A 16,096-nucleotide genomic window follows, 5' to 3' on the forward strand; every position below is an offset into this window, starting at 1 on the left:
AGCAGTTGATGTTTCATCTCTTGCATCTGGCGTTTATATGGTACAGATTATTGGTGAAAAAGCAAGCACTGTAAAGCGCTTGATTAAAGAGTAATCACCAAATAACCAACCAAAATAGGAGGACCCCTTCGGCAAATGCTGAAGGGGTTTTTCATTTTGTAACATTCAGAATATAAAGAATACTAATTATGTATCTTTACGTCTCCTTAAAAATAATCAACAATGAAAAAAGCAATTCCTTTTTTGGCACTCGTTCTGCTAATTGCGGCCTGCAATGATTCCAAAAAACAATCAACTGAAAGTACTGACGAAATGAACAACACCGAAAACCCGCTCCTTGCCGAAAGTACGCTGCCTTATGGAGCACCGGATTTTTCAAAAATAAAAGATGAAAACTTTAAGCCTGCAATGCTTGAAGGTATAGAACAACAAAAGAAAGCAGTTGAAGAAATTGCAAATAATAAAGAAGAACCCACTTTCGAAAACACCGTGCTCGCTCTTGAAAAAAGCAGCGTACTTTTAGACCGTGCTACTCAAGTTTTTTACGCACTTACTGGTGCTAATACCAACGAAACGCTACGGGCAATAGAAACCGAAATGGCACCAAAATTTGCCGCACAGAAGGATATGATTTATTTGAACGAAAACCTGTTCAACCGTTTTAAAACGCTTTATGATAAAAAAGAAACACTAAATCTAGATGCCGAATCTTTAAAATTACTTGAAAACTATTACGAAGATTTTGAAATAGCCGGTGCTAATCTTTCTGCTGAAGACAAAGAAAAACTGAAGTCTTTCAACGAAAAAATAGCCACGCTAACTACAAAGTTTGGCAAAACCCTGCTAGATGCAAACAATGCAGGCGCAGTTATTTTTACAAACAAAGAAGACTTGGCAGGTGTAGATGAAGATTTCTTAAAAACTAAAGAATCCGAAGACGGCAAAGGCTGGTCTATTCCGTTGCAAAACACTACACAACAACCTTTATTGCAATCTATGGAAAATAGAGCAAGTAGAGAAAAACTTTTTAAGGCAGCTTGGCACAGGGCAGACCACGGCGAATATGATACCCGAGAAATAATTAAGGAGTTAGTAGAAGTACGTGCTCAAAAAGCAAAACTTTTAGGCTTTAATAATTATGCAGAATGGAGCCTTCAAAAAACGATGGCAAAGACTCCAGAAAATGTGAATAAATTTTTCAGCGGGTTAATTCCAGCTGCAACAGCCAAGGCGCAAACTGAAGCTGATGAAATTCAACAAATGATAAAGGCTAAAGGTCAAGATTTCACTTTAGAACCTTGGGATTGGAACTACTACGCCGAAATGGTTCGAAAAGAAAAATACGATTTAGATGAAAACCAAATTAAGCCGTATTTTGAATTGAAGAATGTACTGGAAAAAGGTGTGTTTTACGCTGCTGAAAAACTGTACGGTATAACTTATAAACCCAGAACAGATATTCCAACCTATCACGAAGATGTGATGGTTTATGAATTGTTTGAAGAAGACGGAGAGCCACTTGGGCTTTTCTACGCAGACTACTACGCCCGCCCGTCTAAAAGCGGTGGTGCTTGGATGAGTAATTTTGTTACACAGTCTAAGTTGTACAACAAAAAACCTGTAATCTATAATGTTTGCAATTATCCAAAACCTGCAGAAGGTGAACCGGCCTTGTTAACCTATGATGAAGTGGAAACGATGTTTCACGAGTTTGGGCACGCGCTTCACGGGTTTTTCGCAGACCAAGAATACCCATCATTATCAGGAACGGCTGTAGCCCGCGATTTTGTGGAATTCCCTTCGCAGTTTAATGAAAACTGGGCACTGTATCCAGAAATATTAAAGAACTACGCGCTTCATTATAAAACTGGGGAACCGATTCCACAGGAATTAATTGATAAGATAAAAAATTCTGGAACTTTCAATCAAGGATATAGCTTAACTGAAAATCTGGCGGCAAGCAATCTAGATATGCAGTGGCACACTATTGCCGCAGATAAGCAGATTGAAGATGTGAACGCTTTTGAAAAAGAAGCGTTAAACACAACCAATCTTGATGTGGTGCACGCAGTACCGCCAAGATATCGCTCTACCTATTTCTCACATATATTTGCTGGAGGGTATGCGGCAGGCTACTATTCGTATTCGTGGACAGAAATGTTGCATCACGATGCTTACAATTGGTTTGAAACTCACGGCGGACTTACGCGCGAAAACGGGCAACGTTTTAGAGATATGATTCTTTCCAGAGGAAACACGTTGAACCTCGAAAAAATGTATAAAGATTGGCGCGGTAGCGAGCCAAAAATTGAACCTATGTTAAAGGCGCGCGGGTTAAAATAATAAAAAAAGAAAACCACAAATCCACGAATAGTTTTTATAATTATTCGTGGATTCGTGGTTAATAGCGCAACCTGATATTTATTTCTTCTTTTTAGAATTCTTCTTACCCTTTTTTGGATGAACCAACTTCAGCTCATCAATTAGGTTTGTTGCGCCAGCGTACTTGTCAACTATAAAAAGCACGTAGCGAATATCTACCATAATGTTACGAGATAGGGCAGGGTCGTAGTAGAAGTCGCTCATAGTGCCTTCCCAAACACGGTCGAAGTTTAAGCCAATTAAATTTCCGTGGGCATCAATGGCAGGGCTTCCGCTGTTTCCACCTGTGGTGTGATTTGTACCAATAAAGTTGACAGCCATCTTGCCGTTTTCGGCATACTGGCCGTAGTCTTTCGCTTCGTAAAGATCGATTAGCTTTTGTGGCACGTCAAATTCATAATCGCCGGGGACGTATTTCTGCATTACTCCTTCCAAATGAGTAACGGGTTCGTAATAAATAGCATCAGCAGGAGAGTAGCCGGCTACTTTTCCGTATGTTACACGCAGTGTGCTATTGGCATTCGGAAAAATTCGCGCGTCTTTTGGGCTCAATTCTAGCAGAGCTTTCATATAATCGCGTTGCAAACCTGAAATATTTAAATCTAAGGCCTCGTATTTTGGAGCTACTTTTTCAAAATAAGCATCTGCCATTTCTTGAACAACTTTAAAACCTGGGTCGTTGTTTAGCTTTGCAATAACTTCTTCGGCATCGCCTTCCAATAATTTTTTAACCGAAGCATAATCTACAAAAGCAGAATTGGAATACACGTCATTAGTTAGTTGTTGCGCGTTTAAATTTTTAAAGGAAGCGGGTAAAAATTGCTCTTGCACTCCTTCGGCATAAAGGGCTATCAAAGCTTCGAAAACCTCTTTATCTACTTGCTTGCTGTAATCTTTATACTGGCCTTCCAGTCTTTCAACCAAATTATTTCTTCGGTCGTCAAAAGATTGTGCGCCTCGGTTTTCATAAACTTGTTTCAATTGATACATTTGATAGCCGGTGCGAAGCAATTCAACATTGCGCAAAACGGTTTCGAGGAAATATTCGCGAGCTAAGGTATAGGGTTCTATTTCGGTATAATATGCTTCGAATTTTGGTAAAAGCTGACCGAATTCCTGTTGTTTTCCTTTTTTATTTATCTGTGCTGTAAGCTCTTTTTCCTGTTGTTTTTTAATTCCAACTGCGTTTGATTTTGTTAAACCAAGCGTTTCACCTTTCCACTTTTTCCAGTAGTTCGCGATTCGAGCAAACTTAGAAGCATATTGAATTTTAATCTGTGGATCTGCACGCATATATTTATCTTGAATAGCCAATGCAGCGTCGCGAATGGCGATACGCGCGGGGTTCACAGTGTTTATAACCTGCTCAATAGCGATGGATGGTAAATACTCATCTGTAGTACCGGGATAACCAAATACCAAAGTAAAATCGTTTTCAGCAACACCATCTAAAGAAATAGGTAGGAAGTGCTTTGGAGTATAAGGCACATTGTCTTCAGAATATGCTGCAGGACGATTGTTTTTGTCGGCATAGATTCTGAAAAGTGCAAAATCGCCAGTGTGTCTAGGCCAAATCCAGTTGTCAGTATCGCTACCAAACTTCCCGATGGAGGACGGCGGCGCACCTACCAAACGGATGTCTTTGAAGGTTTCTACCACAAAAAGCATGTATTGGTTGCCTTCATAAAATGTACGAATACGGTTTTCCTGCCAAGTTTCTTTGGGAGAAGTCTGCACCGTTGCAGCTATATTTTCCTCAATCTTTTTTTGTTTATCGGCTTCGCTCATTGCGGCAGTAACGCCTGCCAAAACTTTGGTGGTTACATCTTCAATTTTAACGATAAAGGTTGCGGTAACGCCTGGATTGGGAAGCTCTTCCTTTAAGCTCATCGCCCAAAATCCATCTTCCAAATAATCATTTTCTAATGAAGAGTGACTTTGTATCTGCGAATAACCACAGTGGTGATTGGTGAGCAAAAGACCTTTATTACTTATAACTTCGGAAGTACATCCGCCATTAAAATGTGGCACAGCATCTTTCAGGCTGGCGTTGTTAACGTCGTAAATATCCTTGGCAGTCATTTTCATACCGAGGTTGGTCATTTCAGTTTCGTTCATTCCTTCCAAAAGTGAAGGAATCCACATCCCGCCTTGTTGCGCGAAAAGAGGAACGGATAAAAAGATAAAAAGAAGGCGAAATAATTTCATAATAATTGTTTTTTAAAATAATAGCGTGCAAGATAACAATACCCTGTCAATTCTGGTAGTTAAGGTGATTAAAGGCTTGAAAAATTTTAGGAATAATTATTAAATTCGAAATTTTCAGCCATTCAAGGTTGATTTAGAATTTTCTTTGAAGTGAAGCAAAAATCAAATTTTTAAACATATTGAATATTCACAATCTCGAGTGCTCTCGTTTCGGCACCCAATTTAAAAGGAACAATTTCACCTATTTTATGCCCAGTTAAAGCCACTGCAATTGGTGCAACAAATGCAATTTTACGTTCGGCTATGTCAGCCTCATCTACTCCAACAATCTGAAAGGTTTGGGGAGTGGGGGAGGTAGAAATTTTATAGGTAACTGTAGCGCCAAAGCGCACTTCATTTTTTGGCTGCGTTGACGGATCTAGAATTCTTGCCGAAGCTATACGCTCCATTAATAAATCTAGCTTGCCGTTGATTACGGCTAATTCTACACGTCGTTGCTGCTCGTCTGTAGTGGGTAAGTTAGTGCGTTCGTCTTCCAAAAATTTTCGTTCGGTTTGCAGTAATTCCATTCCCGTGGGAGTAACATAATTGGTAGCCCCTGCAGGCAGTGCTGCTCGCGGTGGGATAATTGGCACTTCTTCTTGATCACCCTCTTTTACAAAACCTCTGCTCATAGCTTATTGTTTTTTAAGGTAAGTTATAAATTTTAGTGCAGATGGGCAATCAGATGTTTTTTTTGACTATATAAGTAAGAATATTTGAATTAGGTTGTTAAAAGAAAGGTTGGATTTCCTGAACGTGAAAAACATAATTGCCATTGGTAGCTTCCCAGGTGCCATAATAATTCATTAGTAAGCCTTCAATTGGTTTTTTATAATAATTTTTTGGATCGATTTCGCCAAAATAAATATGGACTCCAAAACCATATTTTTCTGAAAAACAACTGTTTGATAGTTGGTCGCTAATGTCATTGACCATTTGTGAGGTTACCATTTCCAGATCGGTAAACAAACAGCCCATTTTGGTTTTAGAATTGTAATTATATACATACCCGCCCAAAGTAAATTTAATTCTATTTTGATCAATATTGAGCTTTTGGCCCGTTGTGTCTTGAGCTACTAATTTAGCGCGAGTACTATTTTTACTAACAATTTTCACATTTTCTACCATTGCATCATTTACACTACACAATGCGGCATAGCTTTCGCCATTATAAAAATCGAAATCGACCGAAGTTGCTTTTGCTGTTTTAGCGAAGAAAATAACACCTAAAATTAGTGCGAATTTAACTGTTTTGAACGTCTCCATAATTCAAATATTTGTTGGGTAATTACTATTCATTTGCATAGAAATAACTGCAATAGCAATCGGTTCTACTCAGTGTCACTATTTTTAACAATATGAAATTGTTGAATACACGCAATTGAGATTGTAGTTTGACCTACAATCATTGAAATAAAATAACTTTTAAGTTTTCTGCTTTAATTGAATTAAGCTTTTGGTTCGTCTGTTTGAAAACTTACGCTGTACTTAATGAATGAAAGCACCTGCAGTTGGGGAGAAATACTGCCAGTTAAGGAAAAATCTTACGCTCGTACTAATTGATCAAAAAATTTTTCTAAAGTAACAAATATAAGAAATGCGATAATATGTATTAGATTTTAATTGAAATTTTTCAACTATTAAATGATATATGGGTTCGTCATAAAATATTTTGCTTGTGCGTGAACGTTTTAATTTTTGAGAAGACGTTTACATTTTTTAAAGATTAATTTATGAACATATAAAGTGAAACTCAAATGAAATATGTTATAATTTCAAGAAATATTTTAGTTTAAAGCTTCTTAAAAAAAGCTTCTATTTCCTGTTTAAAAATATCAACCGGAATACGATGCCCTAGGTCTTGCCGCACATAAATGTGATAATTTGTGTGCTCCTGAAGGTTTTTAGAAAAAAAGGCAAAGGTGCTTTTAGGGTTTATTACATCGTCGTGAAGTCCTAATATAATTTGTTTAAAGCTGAGATACGGATTTTTATAAACTGGAATTTTTTGGAAAACCGACCGCGTATGAAGCGCCGGATTAAAAAGCAAAGAGGGAAGATTGTACGCATCTGCAATGTAGTATCCTACAAAACCACCCATGCTACTGCCAATTACTACCTTGATATTTTCATTTTTATACTGTTCTACGAGCAGTTCAATGCTGTTGTATTCGGTTCGGTAATCTATTGCTGGAGAAAAAACTTTGCCATATTCTTCCAAAATGGTTCTTTTTTCCGGAGCTAAATCTCCATCTAAACCGTGTAAATATAGAATGTTCATAATTTAGATTATTTTAAAATGGTGAGGTAATACAATTAGTTAGCTGCAAATTTCACATTCTGCAGTTGTTCTCTGAGTTTCACCTTCTAAGTTACCCTATTCTTTTTAAACATCAAAACCAGAAGTTTTTTTTAACCTGAATTTAGCCATCCTATTTTTCTGAAAATTACTGAATAAATCTGTTCACTTGCACCTTTCAGACTCAAAATATTAGGAAGCGGATTTGTAAAGATTGGTTATTGGTATGAAGAAGGCTTTTGGAGAAGATTACTTTGTTAATTGTTTTCCATAAATATTCAGAATTGACAGAAAATCTAAACATAAAAAAGCTCGCCGTCGCTTCGTAGAAAAAACGAAGCTATGGCGAGCAAAGGTGGAGCTGGGGAGATTACAAATAAATGTGATCTCTTGAGTTCCCATCCCGTAAATGTGAGTGCACACCTTCGGGATGTGAAAAACATCCCTGTGTCTTAAACCAAAAATCTGCTCAAACAAAAATGTTTGGCAGATTTTTATGTTTTAATCCACGTGCGCAAGCACGTTTAATTGTGGAGCCGGGGAGATTCGAACTCCCGTCCAAACAAGCAATTATAATGCTTTCTACATGCTTAGTTTTCATTTAGATTTTCGAGAGATTGCCGGTCGAAAACTACCAACGCACTCCTTAGCTTTACTTGTGCCGATAGTTATCGGCATTTACCCTGTCATCAAAGCACTAACAGAGCTAGGTTTACTTTTACGAAGCCACTATGTCAACCGCCGTAAACCAAGGCCGTTGAGTGACTTCCTGCTTGCCCACCTTGTGGGCCGAGGCACATCCTACTATGATTCGGATTATGCAGCTAGGGCGTAGTTATTCTCGCCGTTTAAAAAGTGTGAAATATGATATTTACGAGCTATATCCCAGCGCTCGGCATGCTTACAATACAATTAGACCCGCTGTCAAAACCAGTCGGCCCCTTTTTTCTTTAATGTTCAACGTTCAGTAGCAGTAAGCAGTTCACGTCTCACATCTAAAGAGGTGCAAAGATACATGAAAAACCCTATCTTTGGCATCGCTTTAATCTATTCAAAAAACATACCATATGCCTATAACCTTTGCTATTATCAAAGAACGCAAAAACCCGCCAGATCGTCGGGTAGTTTTTTCACCAGAAAAGTGCCAAGAAGTCATATTAAAATTTCCCGATGCTAAAATAATCGTTGAAAGTTCAGACATTCGCATTTTTACCGATGAAGCGTATCGCGAAGCAGGGTTTGAGGTAATGGAAGACGTTTCAGAAGCAGACGTAATGCTGGGCGTAAAAGAAGTGCCTGTAAACGCTTTAATTCCGAATAAAAAATACTTTTACTTTAGTCACACTATTAAAAAACAGCCTTACAATAGAAAACTGTTGAAGGCCATGCTCAATAAATATATTGAAATGTACGACCACGAAACCATCGTGAATAAAGCCAATAGGCGGTTAATTGGTTTTGGGTATTACGCTGGCTTGGTTGGCGCATACAATGGTTTTAGAGGATTGGGCTTACGCGACAATTTGTTTGAACTTCCCAAAGTTGAAAACCTTCCCGATTTGGAAGCGGTAAAAGCCGAATTGGATAAAATTACCATTCCCAAAATGAAAATAATTTTATCGGGCACAGGAAAGGTAACCAAAGGGGCAAAGGAGATTTTAGATCACTTAAAAATTCGTGAAGTTACCGATGCTAAATATCTTTCAAAAGAATTTGACGAGCCAGTTTATTGCCTAATAGACGTTTCGGAGTACAATAAACGGAAAGATGGGGGTGCTTTTAGCAAGAAGGAATTTTATAAAGACCCGTCTAATTACGAAAGCGATTTTATGAAATATGCCAAAGTGAGCGATATGTTTATCACCGGCCACTTTTACGGAAACGGAGCGCCATATCTGTTTACACGCGAAGACGCTAAAAACCCAGATTTTAAAATAAACCTAGTGGCGGATGTTTCCTGCGATGTTGACGGCCCAATTGCTTGTACTTTGCGATCTTCAACCATTGCCAATCCTTTTTACGGCTACAACCCACAAACTGAAAGTGAAACAGCTTTTGATGCGCCGGACGCTATTATGGTAATGGCGGTAGATAACTTGCCGTGCGAATTGCCAAAAGATGCCAGCGAAGGTTTTGGCGAAATGTTTTTATACCATGTAATCCCCGCATTTTTTAACGGTGATAAAAATGGTATTTTAGAACGCGCTAAAATGACCGCAGCCGGAAAACTTACTCCGAGATTTTCGTATTTACAAGATTATATTGAAGAAGCAGATTAACAAATTTTGCAACCAGTTGCGCTCTAGATTTTCTTTAGCTCAATAGGTTCTTCGTTTTGAATTTTAATTAGCGTTTCAAAGAATTGGCGCAAAGCTGGATATGCTTCTATTGAAAAATTAGTTGTGTTCAGTTTTACGCTTAGTCTAATATTTACTTTACTGCCAGAAACATCGTAAACCACAGAAAACTCACCATCGTTATTTGGAAGTTTTATAATTTTATTTCCGGGTGTTTTTAATATTTCGTATTGGTCTGCAACATCTATGGAAATTAAATAGTTGTTAATCACCGGAAATCCAAAATCTATGGGATATTTGCGCGTTTCTTTGGTGAAAGGATTTTCAGTAAAATAAGTTTGAAACAAAAAAGGATAAACAAATAGCTTATCGCCCACAGGCTGCTCGTAAATTACAAGGTCGTAACTTTCTTTATACGGCTGCTCTAAATCGGTTTCGTTTTCAATCTGAAGGTTAGAAATGTCTAAAGCTTCGTTTTTGCTCTGCTTCCTTTTAACAACTTGTTCTTTTACAACATTGTTGTTTTCGCTTCGTTTTGGCACCGCAATATAGCCGGTGGAAACCTCGTTCACTTTTCCTGAAAACTCACCGTTTTCATTAGCGGTTAATTGCATATTTACATAATGCATGTTTCTGTCAAAAGGCGTGATGGGCTCCCAAAAACTACCTTTTTTAAAATCGAAAACGCGCCCCTCGATATTTAAAAGACGAAATGGAAGCACCCCAAAAGGCGTGTGTTTGTCCGTGGCATCCAGTATGTACTTTTTATTGTTGATGTTTAAAAAAACCGCAGCGTAATTAAAATCTGTCAATACCGGATATTGCTTGGTAGGTTGTGCGTCGTCTCGGGTTGCCAAAAGCATTATTTTTGGATTTAATCCCACTGCCTCCAAAGCATTTATAAGGCTTAAATTTATTTCGGAACTATTGCCAAATTTTTTTTCAAAAGCATCTTTTACACGAATATCGCTTAAAATTCTTCTTTCTTTATTCCAAGCCATCTTTTGTTGAATGAAATAATAAACTGCCTTTGCACGCTCCAAATCGTCTGTAATATGTTTCACATTTGCGGGAAGCTGCTCTTCAAAAAAACCATCGTATTTTAATTGACGCCCTAAATCTTTATCGTATTTAAAATTTTTATCCACGTCATCCCAAGTTTTTGAGAAATTTGTTTTGCTTTCGTCAACGTGAACAACATTCCGAAGTTCAAATTTTATAGAAGCTTTATAATTATCGCCTGAGAGCATGTACTTTTCTTCTTTAAAAGCTGGCACCGCTTTCATTACATACGTAGCCGATTCGCAATCGCCAGGCACTTTAAAACCTCGTAGTTGGAAGCAATTTTTCTTAATTTCGGCATGATTTACATCTAGTTTTCGGTCGCCGTACATCGTTCTGTTATACGTGTAGTTTCCAGGGATTTCAGTGTGAAATTCAGAATAAACAGTTGGCAGCTCATTCATAAACGACCAACCTCCCAAATTGTGGAAATAGGGCGTTTCAATTCTATAGGTATATTCAAGAATACTTCCGTCCTGCACATTTGGAAAGGTAAATTTTTTAAGCGACCAATGATCACTTTCGTCCGTATCGAAAACGGCGTCCTCGCTCACATAAACTTTCGACTTGCCATTATGTGTAATTGCTTTTAAATCTTTAACATTTTCGCGCACATTTCCATCGCGATAGTAGCCAATTTCAATATAATCGTACTCAAAATTTTTAGCATTGAATACTTTTATTTTTCGGTGCACTTCTTTGAAAAGCCGAATATAACCATCGGCGGCATCAACGGTGTAGTTTCCTCTTTCATAAAGCACCACGCCGTTGGCTTCCGGGTCTAACGGATAATTGGTCATAGCGTATTCTGAAGCCATTGGCTCGCCAAAAATATGAGGTGATTGGGTGATTTGCGAATTGCTGATTGTAACATGTAGTGTGAAACAAATAATGAGGAGCGATTTTAAATTCATTTTATAGTTTTTTTAAAATGATGGATTCTTTTTTTAAGATAGTAATCATAGTGCCGAAATATTCTTTTAAAGATTGATATGCGGCAGGTGGAAAGCGGTATTCGTTTAGCTTCATATTAAAACGAATTTTTATTTTATTCCCTTCAGAAATGTAGGTTACCGAACACTCGCCATCTTCCCCTGGCAGTTTTATGCTGCGGCTTTGGGGTAATTGTTCTACTTCGTAAACACTTCCCAAATCTATGGAAAGTAAATAGGTGTTTGTGAATGGAAAGCCGAAATCTATCGGGTAATTTCGTTCCTTTAATTTAAAGGGATTTTCAGAAATATAGGTTTTGTTGAAAAACGGGTATAGAATTACTTTATCACCTACCGTTTCTGGCGCTATTAAAACACTGTAGTTTTCTTTGAGCGGTTTTTCAATACTATTTAAATCTGCTACTTGGTAATCCTGAATTTCTACGCCTGCCTTATCATTTCCTTCAGTTTTAATATAAGTATCTAAAGTTTTTTCTTCAATTAGGCTTCTTTTTTTTAAACCTATATAACCATAACTTGCTTGTGAAACTTTTCCTGTAAAATCCCCGTCAGTGGTAGCGGTAATTTGTGCATTTACGTAATAAATATTTTGTTTAAAAGGTTCAATTGGCAGCCAATAGCTTCCTTTTTTGAAGTCCATCACACGGCCTTGTACGTTTAAGGCGTGAAACGGAATTACACCGAATGGGGCTTGTTTATCTGTTGCGTCTAATAAGTAAGTTTGATCTGCAATTTTTAACACTGCAATTGTATAATTAAACTTTGTCATCACTGGATAAAGCGTGGTAGGCAGACCATTTTGTCTTGTTGAAAGTAACATCAATTTTGCGTCCAATCCAGCTGCTTCTAATGCGTTTATCAAGGAAAGATTAATTTCTGGAATGCTACCTTTTTTATCGTCAAAAGCATCTTTTACCTCTGTTTCGGAACTGTAAAAAGTACCGTTCCAAGTGTAGTGATTTTGAATAAAACTATAGATTGCTTTTGCTTTTTCGAGAGCGTTGGTTTTAGCTAGTATTGAATCTGGTAGATTTTCCTTAAAATATTTGGAGTTTTTGAGTTGACGACCCATTTCTCCTTTTCTTATAAACTTGTCAACGTCTTTCCATTCCTTAGTGAATTTTTTGGATTTGCTCCACCCAGATACTGCGAAAAGTTCTTTAGGCTCAAATTCTACTCGTGAAATGTAATTTTTAGAAGAAAGCATATAATCCTCTTCATTAAATGCTGGTATATCTATCATTGCATATAATGTAATTGGGCACGCAATAATCATCGTGTTGAATTTTGTTTGTAAACAATCATCTGTAACTTGAGATATGTTTAAATATAAAGGATGCTTTCCATAAAGAACATTTTCAAATTGATACTCGATCGGTATTTTGAATAAAAATTCACTATAAATTTTAGGCAGGTCACTTTGAAAATGCCAACCATAAAAATTAAAGAGGAAAGGAGATTCAATTTTATATACGTATTCTATAATACTACCATTTGATACATTGGGAAAAACAACCTTGCAAACCGTTCCAATTCCTGGATCGGAAGTTATGAATACCGCATCCGAGGTAACTCTAGTTTTGGTATTTCCATTATAAGTCCATGCGTTTAGGTTTTTTACTTTTTCCCTTGTGCCATCCAAGCTAAACAATGGAATTTCTACCGTACCATATTCAAAAGATTTTGAATTAAAAACTTTTATTTTTCGATGAACCTCTTTAATTAATTTAATATAATCACCAACCGCATCGTAGTAATAATATCCCTGCTCATACAAAACAACCGCGGCGGCCGTGGTGTCTTTTTCGTAAATATTCATCGCCAACTCACTTTCGGTAGGCTCCCCAAATTTGGCAGTTCGACGTTCTTGCGAATAGGTGCTACTTAATGAAAATAGAAGCGTAACTAATAAAAGAAAGCGCAAGGACATAGTGAGGGGTTGTATTTTATTTTGCAAAGTAGAATAATTATTGGAAATATAAAACCATTAGACACCAATACGGTTGAAAAGAAATTTTTCGGAAGCCCAGCGACAAAGTTTTAATAATAATCCTATTAAAAAAGTGAACAACCACGCTTCAAAATGAATGATGGGATTTGTAAAAATTTCAAAAATATCTGTAAAAAGATCGCTTGGGTTATGAAGAATATCCCACGAATTCCAGCGTAATACACGCCCTAAATAAATACCGAATCCCACTAAAAACGGAAGGGTAACTAAAAATACTGAAGTCACTTTTCGGTTGAAATGATTATAAAGCACTTCTTCAATATCTTTTACCGAATACAAGTAAAATGCAAGACCCGTAATAGCGAAAAGGGCAATCATAAAAGCGTCAAAACCTAGCCATTTAATTGGGCTTAAACGCAAGTGGATTAAATCTGTTAGTATATAAGGTGCATTTGGAAGAAAAAGCAACCACAGCAAAAGCAGCAAATAGAGCTTGTGTTTTTTTAACGGCACCCGGGTTTTTGCGTACAGGGAAATAAAAAACGGAACCATGGCGAGAAATAAATTCCACGCTAAAAAAAGATAGAAAAAGGAATGTGTGCTTTTTGAGCGAATGGCAAGCAGAATAATACACAAAGCTGTTAACGACAAAAGGGGAAAAAGTATATTGAAACGATTAAAGAGAAATGTTTTTATTGTCTTCATTTTTAGTAAAGGTTTTTTCAATTAAAAGAATAAGTAAAAAGCCAAGAAAATAGGCTGCGAGATCCCAAGGGTCAAACACCGAACCTAGGATTATCAACAATATTTCAGAGGTGATTTGAAGTTTTTCAGCCAGCTTAAAAAGCTGAAGAAATTCTACAAAATAGGCGAATGCCAAAACGGAAGTCGCAATTTTAAAAATGTTGTTTTTGATGAAAATTTTCAGGAATGTATACATGAGCAGGACAACCAAAATATCTCCTAAAAACCCTCTTACAAAAGGATTAAAGTGAAACTTGGCGATGCAAATTTCTACAGCGAGTAGCAGTAATGTTGAATAAAAATAACTATTTCTGAAAATGTGCATTTCTTCAATATTGATTAAAACCTCACAGATTAAAAACCCGCGAGGTTCAATTTTTATTATGTATTTACAATATTAACTTTCATTATTCCAATCAATTTTTCGAGAGGCGAACATAATTGTTGTTAAGATTATAAAAAGTCCGATGCTGCCAACCAAAAGCGCATAATTTTCCAATTGAATAATTACATAAATAAAGCCATACAACGAAGCCAAAGAAGCGCAAATAAGCAGCGGAAATTTAAACCCCTTTAATATGGCACGCGAGTAAATTGTAATTAATGCGAGTACAGCGACGGCTGCAATGGAATACGCTTTAAAAAAATTACTGTGTTCAGAAATTGAAATAAGCAACGTATAAAACATCACTAATGCCAGACCAATCATTACATATTGAAACGGATGAATGTAGATTTTACTTACCAATTGGATTAACAAAAATACCAGCAATGTTAAGCCAATTACCATAAATCCATATTTTGCGGTACGTTCACTTTTTTGGTATTCGTCAACGGGGATTATTAGTTTTGTGCCAAAAGCCGAGGCAGAGAGATTTGGGAGATGCCCAAAAAACGACTGCTCAAACTGACGGTTTATTTGAAGCACGCGCCAAGAGGCTGAAAAGCCGTCTTCACTTATTTCTTTATTGGTGTCTTCGGGTAAAAAATTGCCGTCAAAACTGGGGGAGTGCCAATTAGATTTCATTGTAGCATCGGTCTCTTTTCCTATTGGTAAAAACTTCAGGCTTTCGCTGCCGTTAATCTTTAGGTTGAAGGAAAACGGATGCGAAGTTGCAAATATTTCCTTGGCATTTGGAATGTAATTGCTTTGTATTGTGCTTAAGTATTCGGTTGAATATTGGGGTATCATTATTAAAGTTTCCGAAGCAAGATTCACAATTGGAGTGGTTTTTATTCCCTTTAAATTTGAAGTTTTTAAAAGCACTGTAGCTTTTTCCCACAGAATATTTTCGTCGAGAATATCGGTTTCTGAAAAATCGATTTTAGGAAATTTTCCCGTCACATCAATAGCTGCGGAATATACCACAGATTGATAAATACTTCGGTTTAGCGGCTTAGTTTCCACCTGCGATGCGATGTTTAATTTGTCTGGTAAAAAGTAGGCGTTTTTTATGGTTTCCTTTGTTTTAGTAAAATAGGAGTTGCTTTTTTGGTTAAAGATTTTTTCTTCCGAAATTACTTTATAGGGAATTTTTACAATGGGGCCGGAGAGCAGCACTTCATTTCCCCACTTTTCATTTATTTCTTTCACAACGGCTTCTTGTCTGCTGGCTCTTTCGTTAATTAGCGCTTTCACAAATTTCAGCGGTATTAGCAACACCAATAATAAAAACCCAACCACAAACATTCTGGCGGTAATTGAGTTTCGCATCCAATGGTTTAATTTACTTTTTTTCTGTTCCATAATTTTTAGTTTTAAAGTGAATAGTTAATTATAAAGTACTTTGAAATACAAAGTATAAGTGTAAGAAAAAGTTTTTAAATTAAGATTCTGCAAAGGGAGACCCAAAAATACCCACGGCCAATTCAACCCAAATCAAGCAAAACGCGATAAACAGAAACACGCATAAACAAATTCGAAAGATTGGTTTTTTAAACTTTCTCAAAACGAGTTCGCAGCTAAGCCCAACACCAAATAACAAAATTGCCATGACTGCAAAGTCTGCAAAGTGCCAATTAACTTGTTCTGTAAATTGCATTGCTATTAGTGGAACTATCAATAATAGAGCTGCAGTAACTACCATCGCGAGTAGTCTTTTGTTTGCTCTATGTTCCGTTTTGTTTTTTTTCGGGTTCATATTTTGCGGATTTTAAA

13 protein-coding genes and 1 other RNA gene are annotated in these 16,096 nt (G+C 36.9%); 3 read left to right on the plus strand and 11 right to left on the minus strand.

The features are described 5' to 3' along the window. Positions 1-94: T9SS type A sorting domain-containing protein (locus tag K8089_RS16705; RefSeq protein WP_407932391.1), on the plus strand; the 94-nt coding region annotated here is incomplete at its 5' end. A 128-nt stretch (positions 95-222) separates the two neighbouring features. Then, positions 223-2,343: a M3 family metallopeptidase gene (locus K8089_RS11115; RefSeq protein WP_237603365.1), complete on the plus strand. Its 2,121-nt coding sequence runs from the start codon at positions 223-225 to the stop codon at positions 2,341-2,343. Positions 2,344-2,421: 78 nt separating this feature from the next. On the opposite strand, the gene K8089_RS11120 is transcribed toward K8089_RS11115, so the two are convergent. The 5 genes from K8089_RS11120 to ssrA all read right to left on the minus strand — a co-directional run bounded on the left by K8089_RS11120 (position 2,422) and on the right by ssrA (position 7,873). Further along, positions 2,422-4,590, minus strand: coding sequence for a S46 family peptidase (locus K8089_RS11120; RefSeq protein ID WP_237603366.1), 2,169 nt, complete (start codon positions 4,588-4,590; stop codon positions 2,422-2,424). A gap of 170 nt (positions 4,591-4,760) precedes the next feature. Beyond that, complete coding sequence (locus tag K8089_RS11125) at positions 4,761-5,264, minus strand: GreA/GreB family elongation factor (RefSeq protein WP_237603367.1); 504 nt, start codon at positions 5,262-5,264, stop codon at positions 4,761-4,763. 97 nt (positions 5,265-5,361) lie between these two features. After that, positions 5,362-5,898 (minus strand): hypothetical protein, encoded by a 537-nt coding sequence (locus K8089_RS11130; RefSeq protein ID WP_237603368.1) that lies wholly within the window; start codon positions 5,896-5,898, stop codon positions 5,362-5,364. Between the two features lie 526 nt (positions 5,899-6,424). Continuing rightward, positions 6,425-6,913: a YqiA/YcfP family alpha/beta fold hydrolase gene (locus tag K8089_RS11135; RefSeq protein ID WP_237603369.1), complete on the minus strand. Its 489-nt coding sequence runs from the start codon at positions 6,911-6,913 to the stop codon at positions 6,425-6,427. A gap of 546 nt (positions 6,914-7,459) precedes the next feature. Further along, positions 7,460-7,873: a transfer-messenger RNA gene (gene ssrA, locus K8089_RS11140) on the minus strand. A 125-nt stretch (positions 7,874-7,998) separates the two neighbouring features. Between ssrA and K8089_RS11145 the strand changes: the two genes are divergently transcribed. Then, positions 7,999-9,210, plus strand: coding sequence for an NAD(P)-dependent oxidoreductase (locus K8089_RS11145; protein WP_262913925.1), 1,212 nt, complete (start codon positions 7,999-8,001; stop codon positions 9,208-9,210). A 23-nt stretch (positions 9,211-9,233) separates the two neighbouring features. On the opposite strand, the gene K8089_RS11150 is transcribed toward K8089_RS11145, so the two are convergent. The 6 genes from K8089_RS11150 to K8089_RS11175 form a co-directional block, all read right to left on the minus strand. Beyond that, the gene (locus K8089_RS11150; RefSeq protein WP_237603370.1) at positions 9,234-11,204 is read right to left on the minus strand and encodes a DUF3857 domain-containing protein; all 1,971 of its coding nucleotides are present in this window, start codon (positions 11,202-11,204) and stop codon (positions 9,234-9,236) included. Position 11,205: 1 nt separating this feature from the next. Next, a complete protein-coding gene (locus K8089_RS11155; protein WP_237603371.1) occupies positions 11,206-13,173 on the minus strand; it encodes a DUF3857 domain-containing protein in 1,968 nt (655 codons plus the stop codon). 57 nt (positions 13,174-13,230) lie between these two features. Beyond that, positions 13,231-13,899 (minus strand): DUF1361 domain-containing protein, encoded by a 669-nt coding sequence (locus K8089_RS11160; protein WP_237603372.1) that lies wholly within the window; start codon positions 13,897-13,899, stop codon positions 13,231-13,233. Beyond that, positions 13,871-14,263, minus strand: a complete 393-nt coding sequence (locus K8089_RS11165) for a ribosomal maturation YjgA family protein (protein ID WP_237603373.1) — start codon at positions 14,261-14,263, stop codon at positions 13,871-13,873. The genes K8089_RS11160 and K8089_RS11165 overlap by 29 nt, the downstream gene beginning before the upstream one ends. A gap of 72 nt (positions 14,264-14,335) precedes the next feature. Beyond that, positions 14,336-15,685 (minus strand): cell envelope integrity protein CreD, encoded by a 1,350-nt coding sequence (gene creD / locus K8089_RS11170; RefSeq protein ID WP_237603374.1) that lies wholly within the window; start codon positions 15,683-15,685, stop codon positions 14,336-14,338. Positions 15,686-15,764: 79 nt separating this feature from the next. Continuing rightward, positions 15,765-16,079, minus strand: coding sequence for a hypothetical protein (locus K8089_RS11175; protein WP_237603375.1), 315 nt, complete (start codon positions 16,077-16,079; stop codon positions 15,765-15,767). Positions 16,080-16,096: the final 17 nt, after the last annotated feature.

The organism is Aequorivita vitellina (assembly GCF_022008365.1).
Taxonomy (GTDB): domain Bacteria; phylum Bacteroidota; class Bacteroidia; order Flavobacteriales; family Flavobacteriaceae; genus Aequorivita; species Aequorivita vitellina.

Bases quoted from the DNA above. Each gene is read 5' to 3' on its own strand.
- K8089_RS11115 (WP_237603365.1), top strand. From the start codon at position 223: ATGAAAAAAGCAATTCCTTTTTTGGCACTCGTTCTGCTAATTGCGGCC.
- K8089_RS11120 (WP_237603366.1), bottom strand. From the start codon at position 4,590: ATGAAATTATTTCGCCTTCTTTTTATCTTTTTATCCGTTCCTCTTTTC.
- K8089_RS11125 (WP_237603367.1), bottom strand. From the start codon at position 5,264: ATGAGCAGAGGTTTTGTAAAAGAGGGTGATCAAGAAGAAGTGCCAATT.
- K8089_RS11130 (WP_237603368.1), bottom strand. From the start codon at position 5,898: ATGGAGACGTTCAAAACAGTTAAATTCGCACTAATTTTAGGTGTTATT.
- K8089_RS11135 (WP_237603369.1), bottom strand. From the start codon at position 6,913: ATGAACATTCTATATTTACACGGTTTAGATGGAGATTTAGCTCCGGAA.
- K8089_RS11145 (WP_262913925.1), top strand. From the start codon at position 7,999: ATGCCTATAACCTTTGCTATTATCAAAGAACGCAAAAACCCGCCAGAT.
- K8089_RS11150 (WP_237603370.1), bottom strand. From the start codon at position 11,204: ATGAATTTAAAATCGCTCCTCATTATTTGTTTCACACTACATGTTACA.
- K8089_RS11155 (WP_237603371.1), bottom strand. From the start codon at position 13,173: ATGTCCTTGCGCTTTCTTTTATTAGTTACGCTTCTATTTTCATTAAGT.
- K8089_RS11160 (WP_237603372.1), bottom strand. From the start codon at position 13,899: ATGAAGACAATAAAAACATTTCTCTTTAATCGTTTCAATATACTTTTT.
- K8089_RS11165 (WP_237603373.1), bottom strand. From the start codon at position 14,263: ATGCACATTTTCAGAAATAGTTATTTTTATTCAACATTACTGCTACTC.
- creD (WP_237603374.1), bottom strand. From the start codon at position 15,685: ATGGAACAGAAAAAAAGTAAATTAAACCATTGGATGCGAAACTCAATT.
- K8089_RS11175 (WP_237603375.1), bottom strand. From the start codon at position 16,079: ATGAACCCGAAAAAAAACAAAACGGAACATAGAGCAAACAAAAGACTA.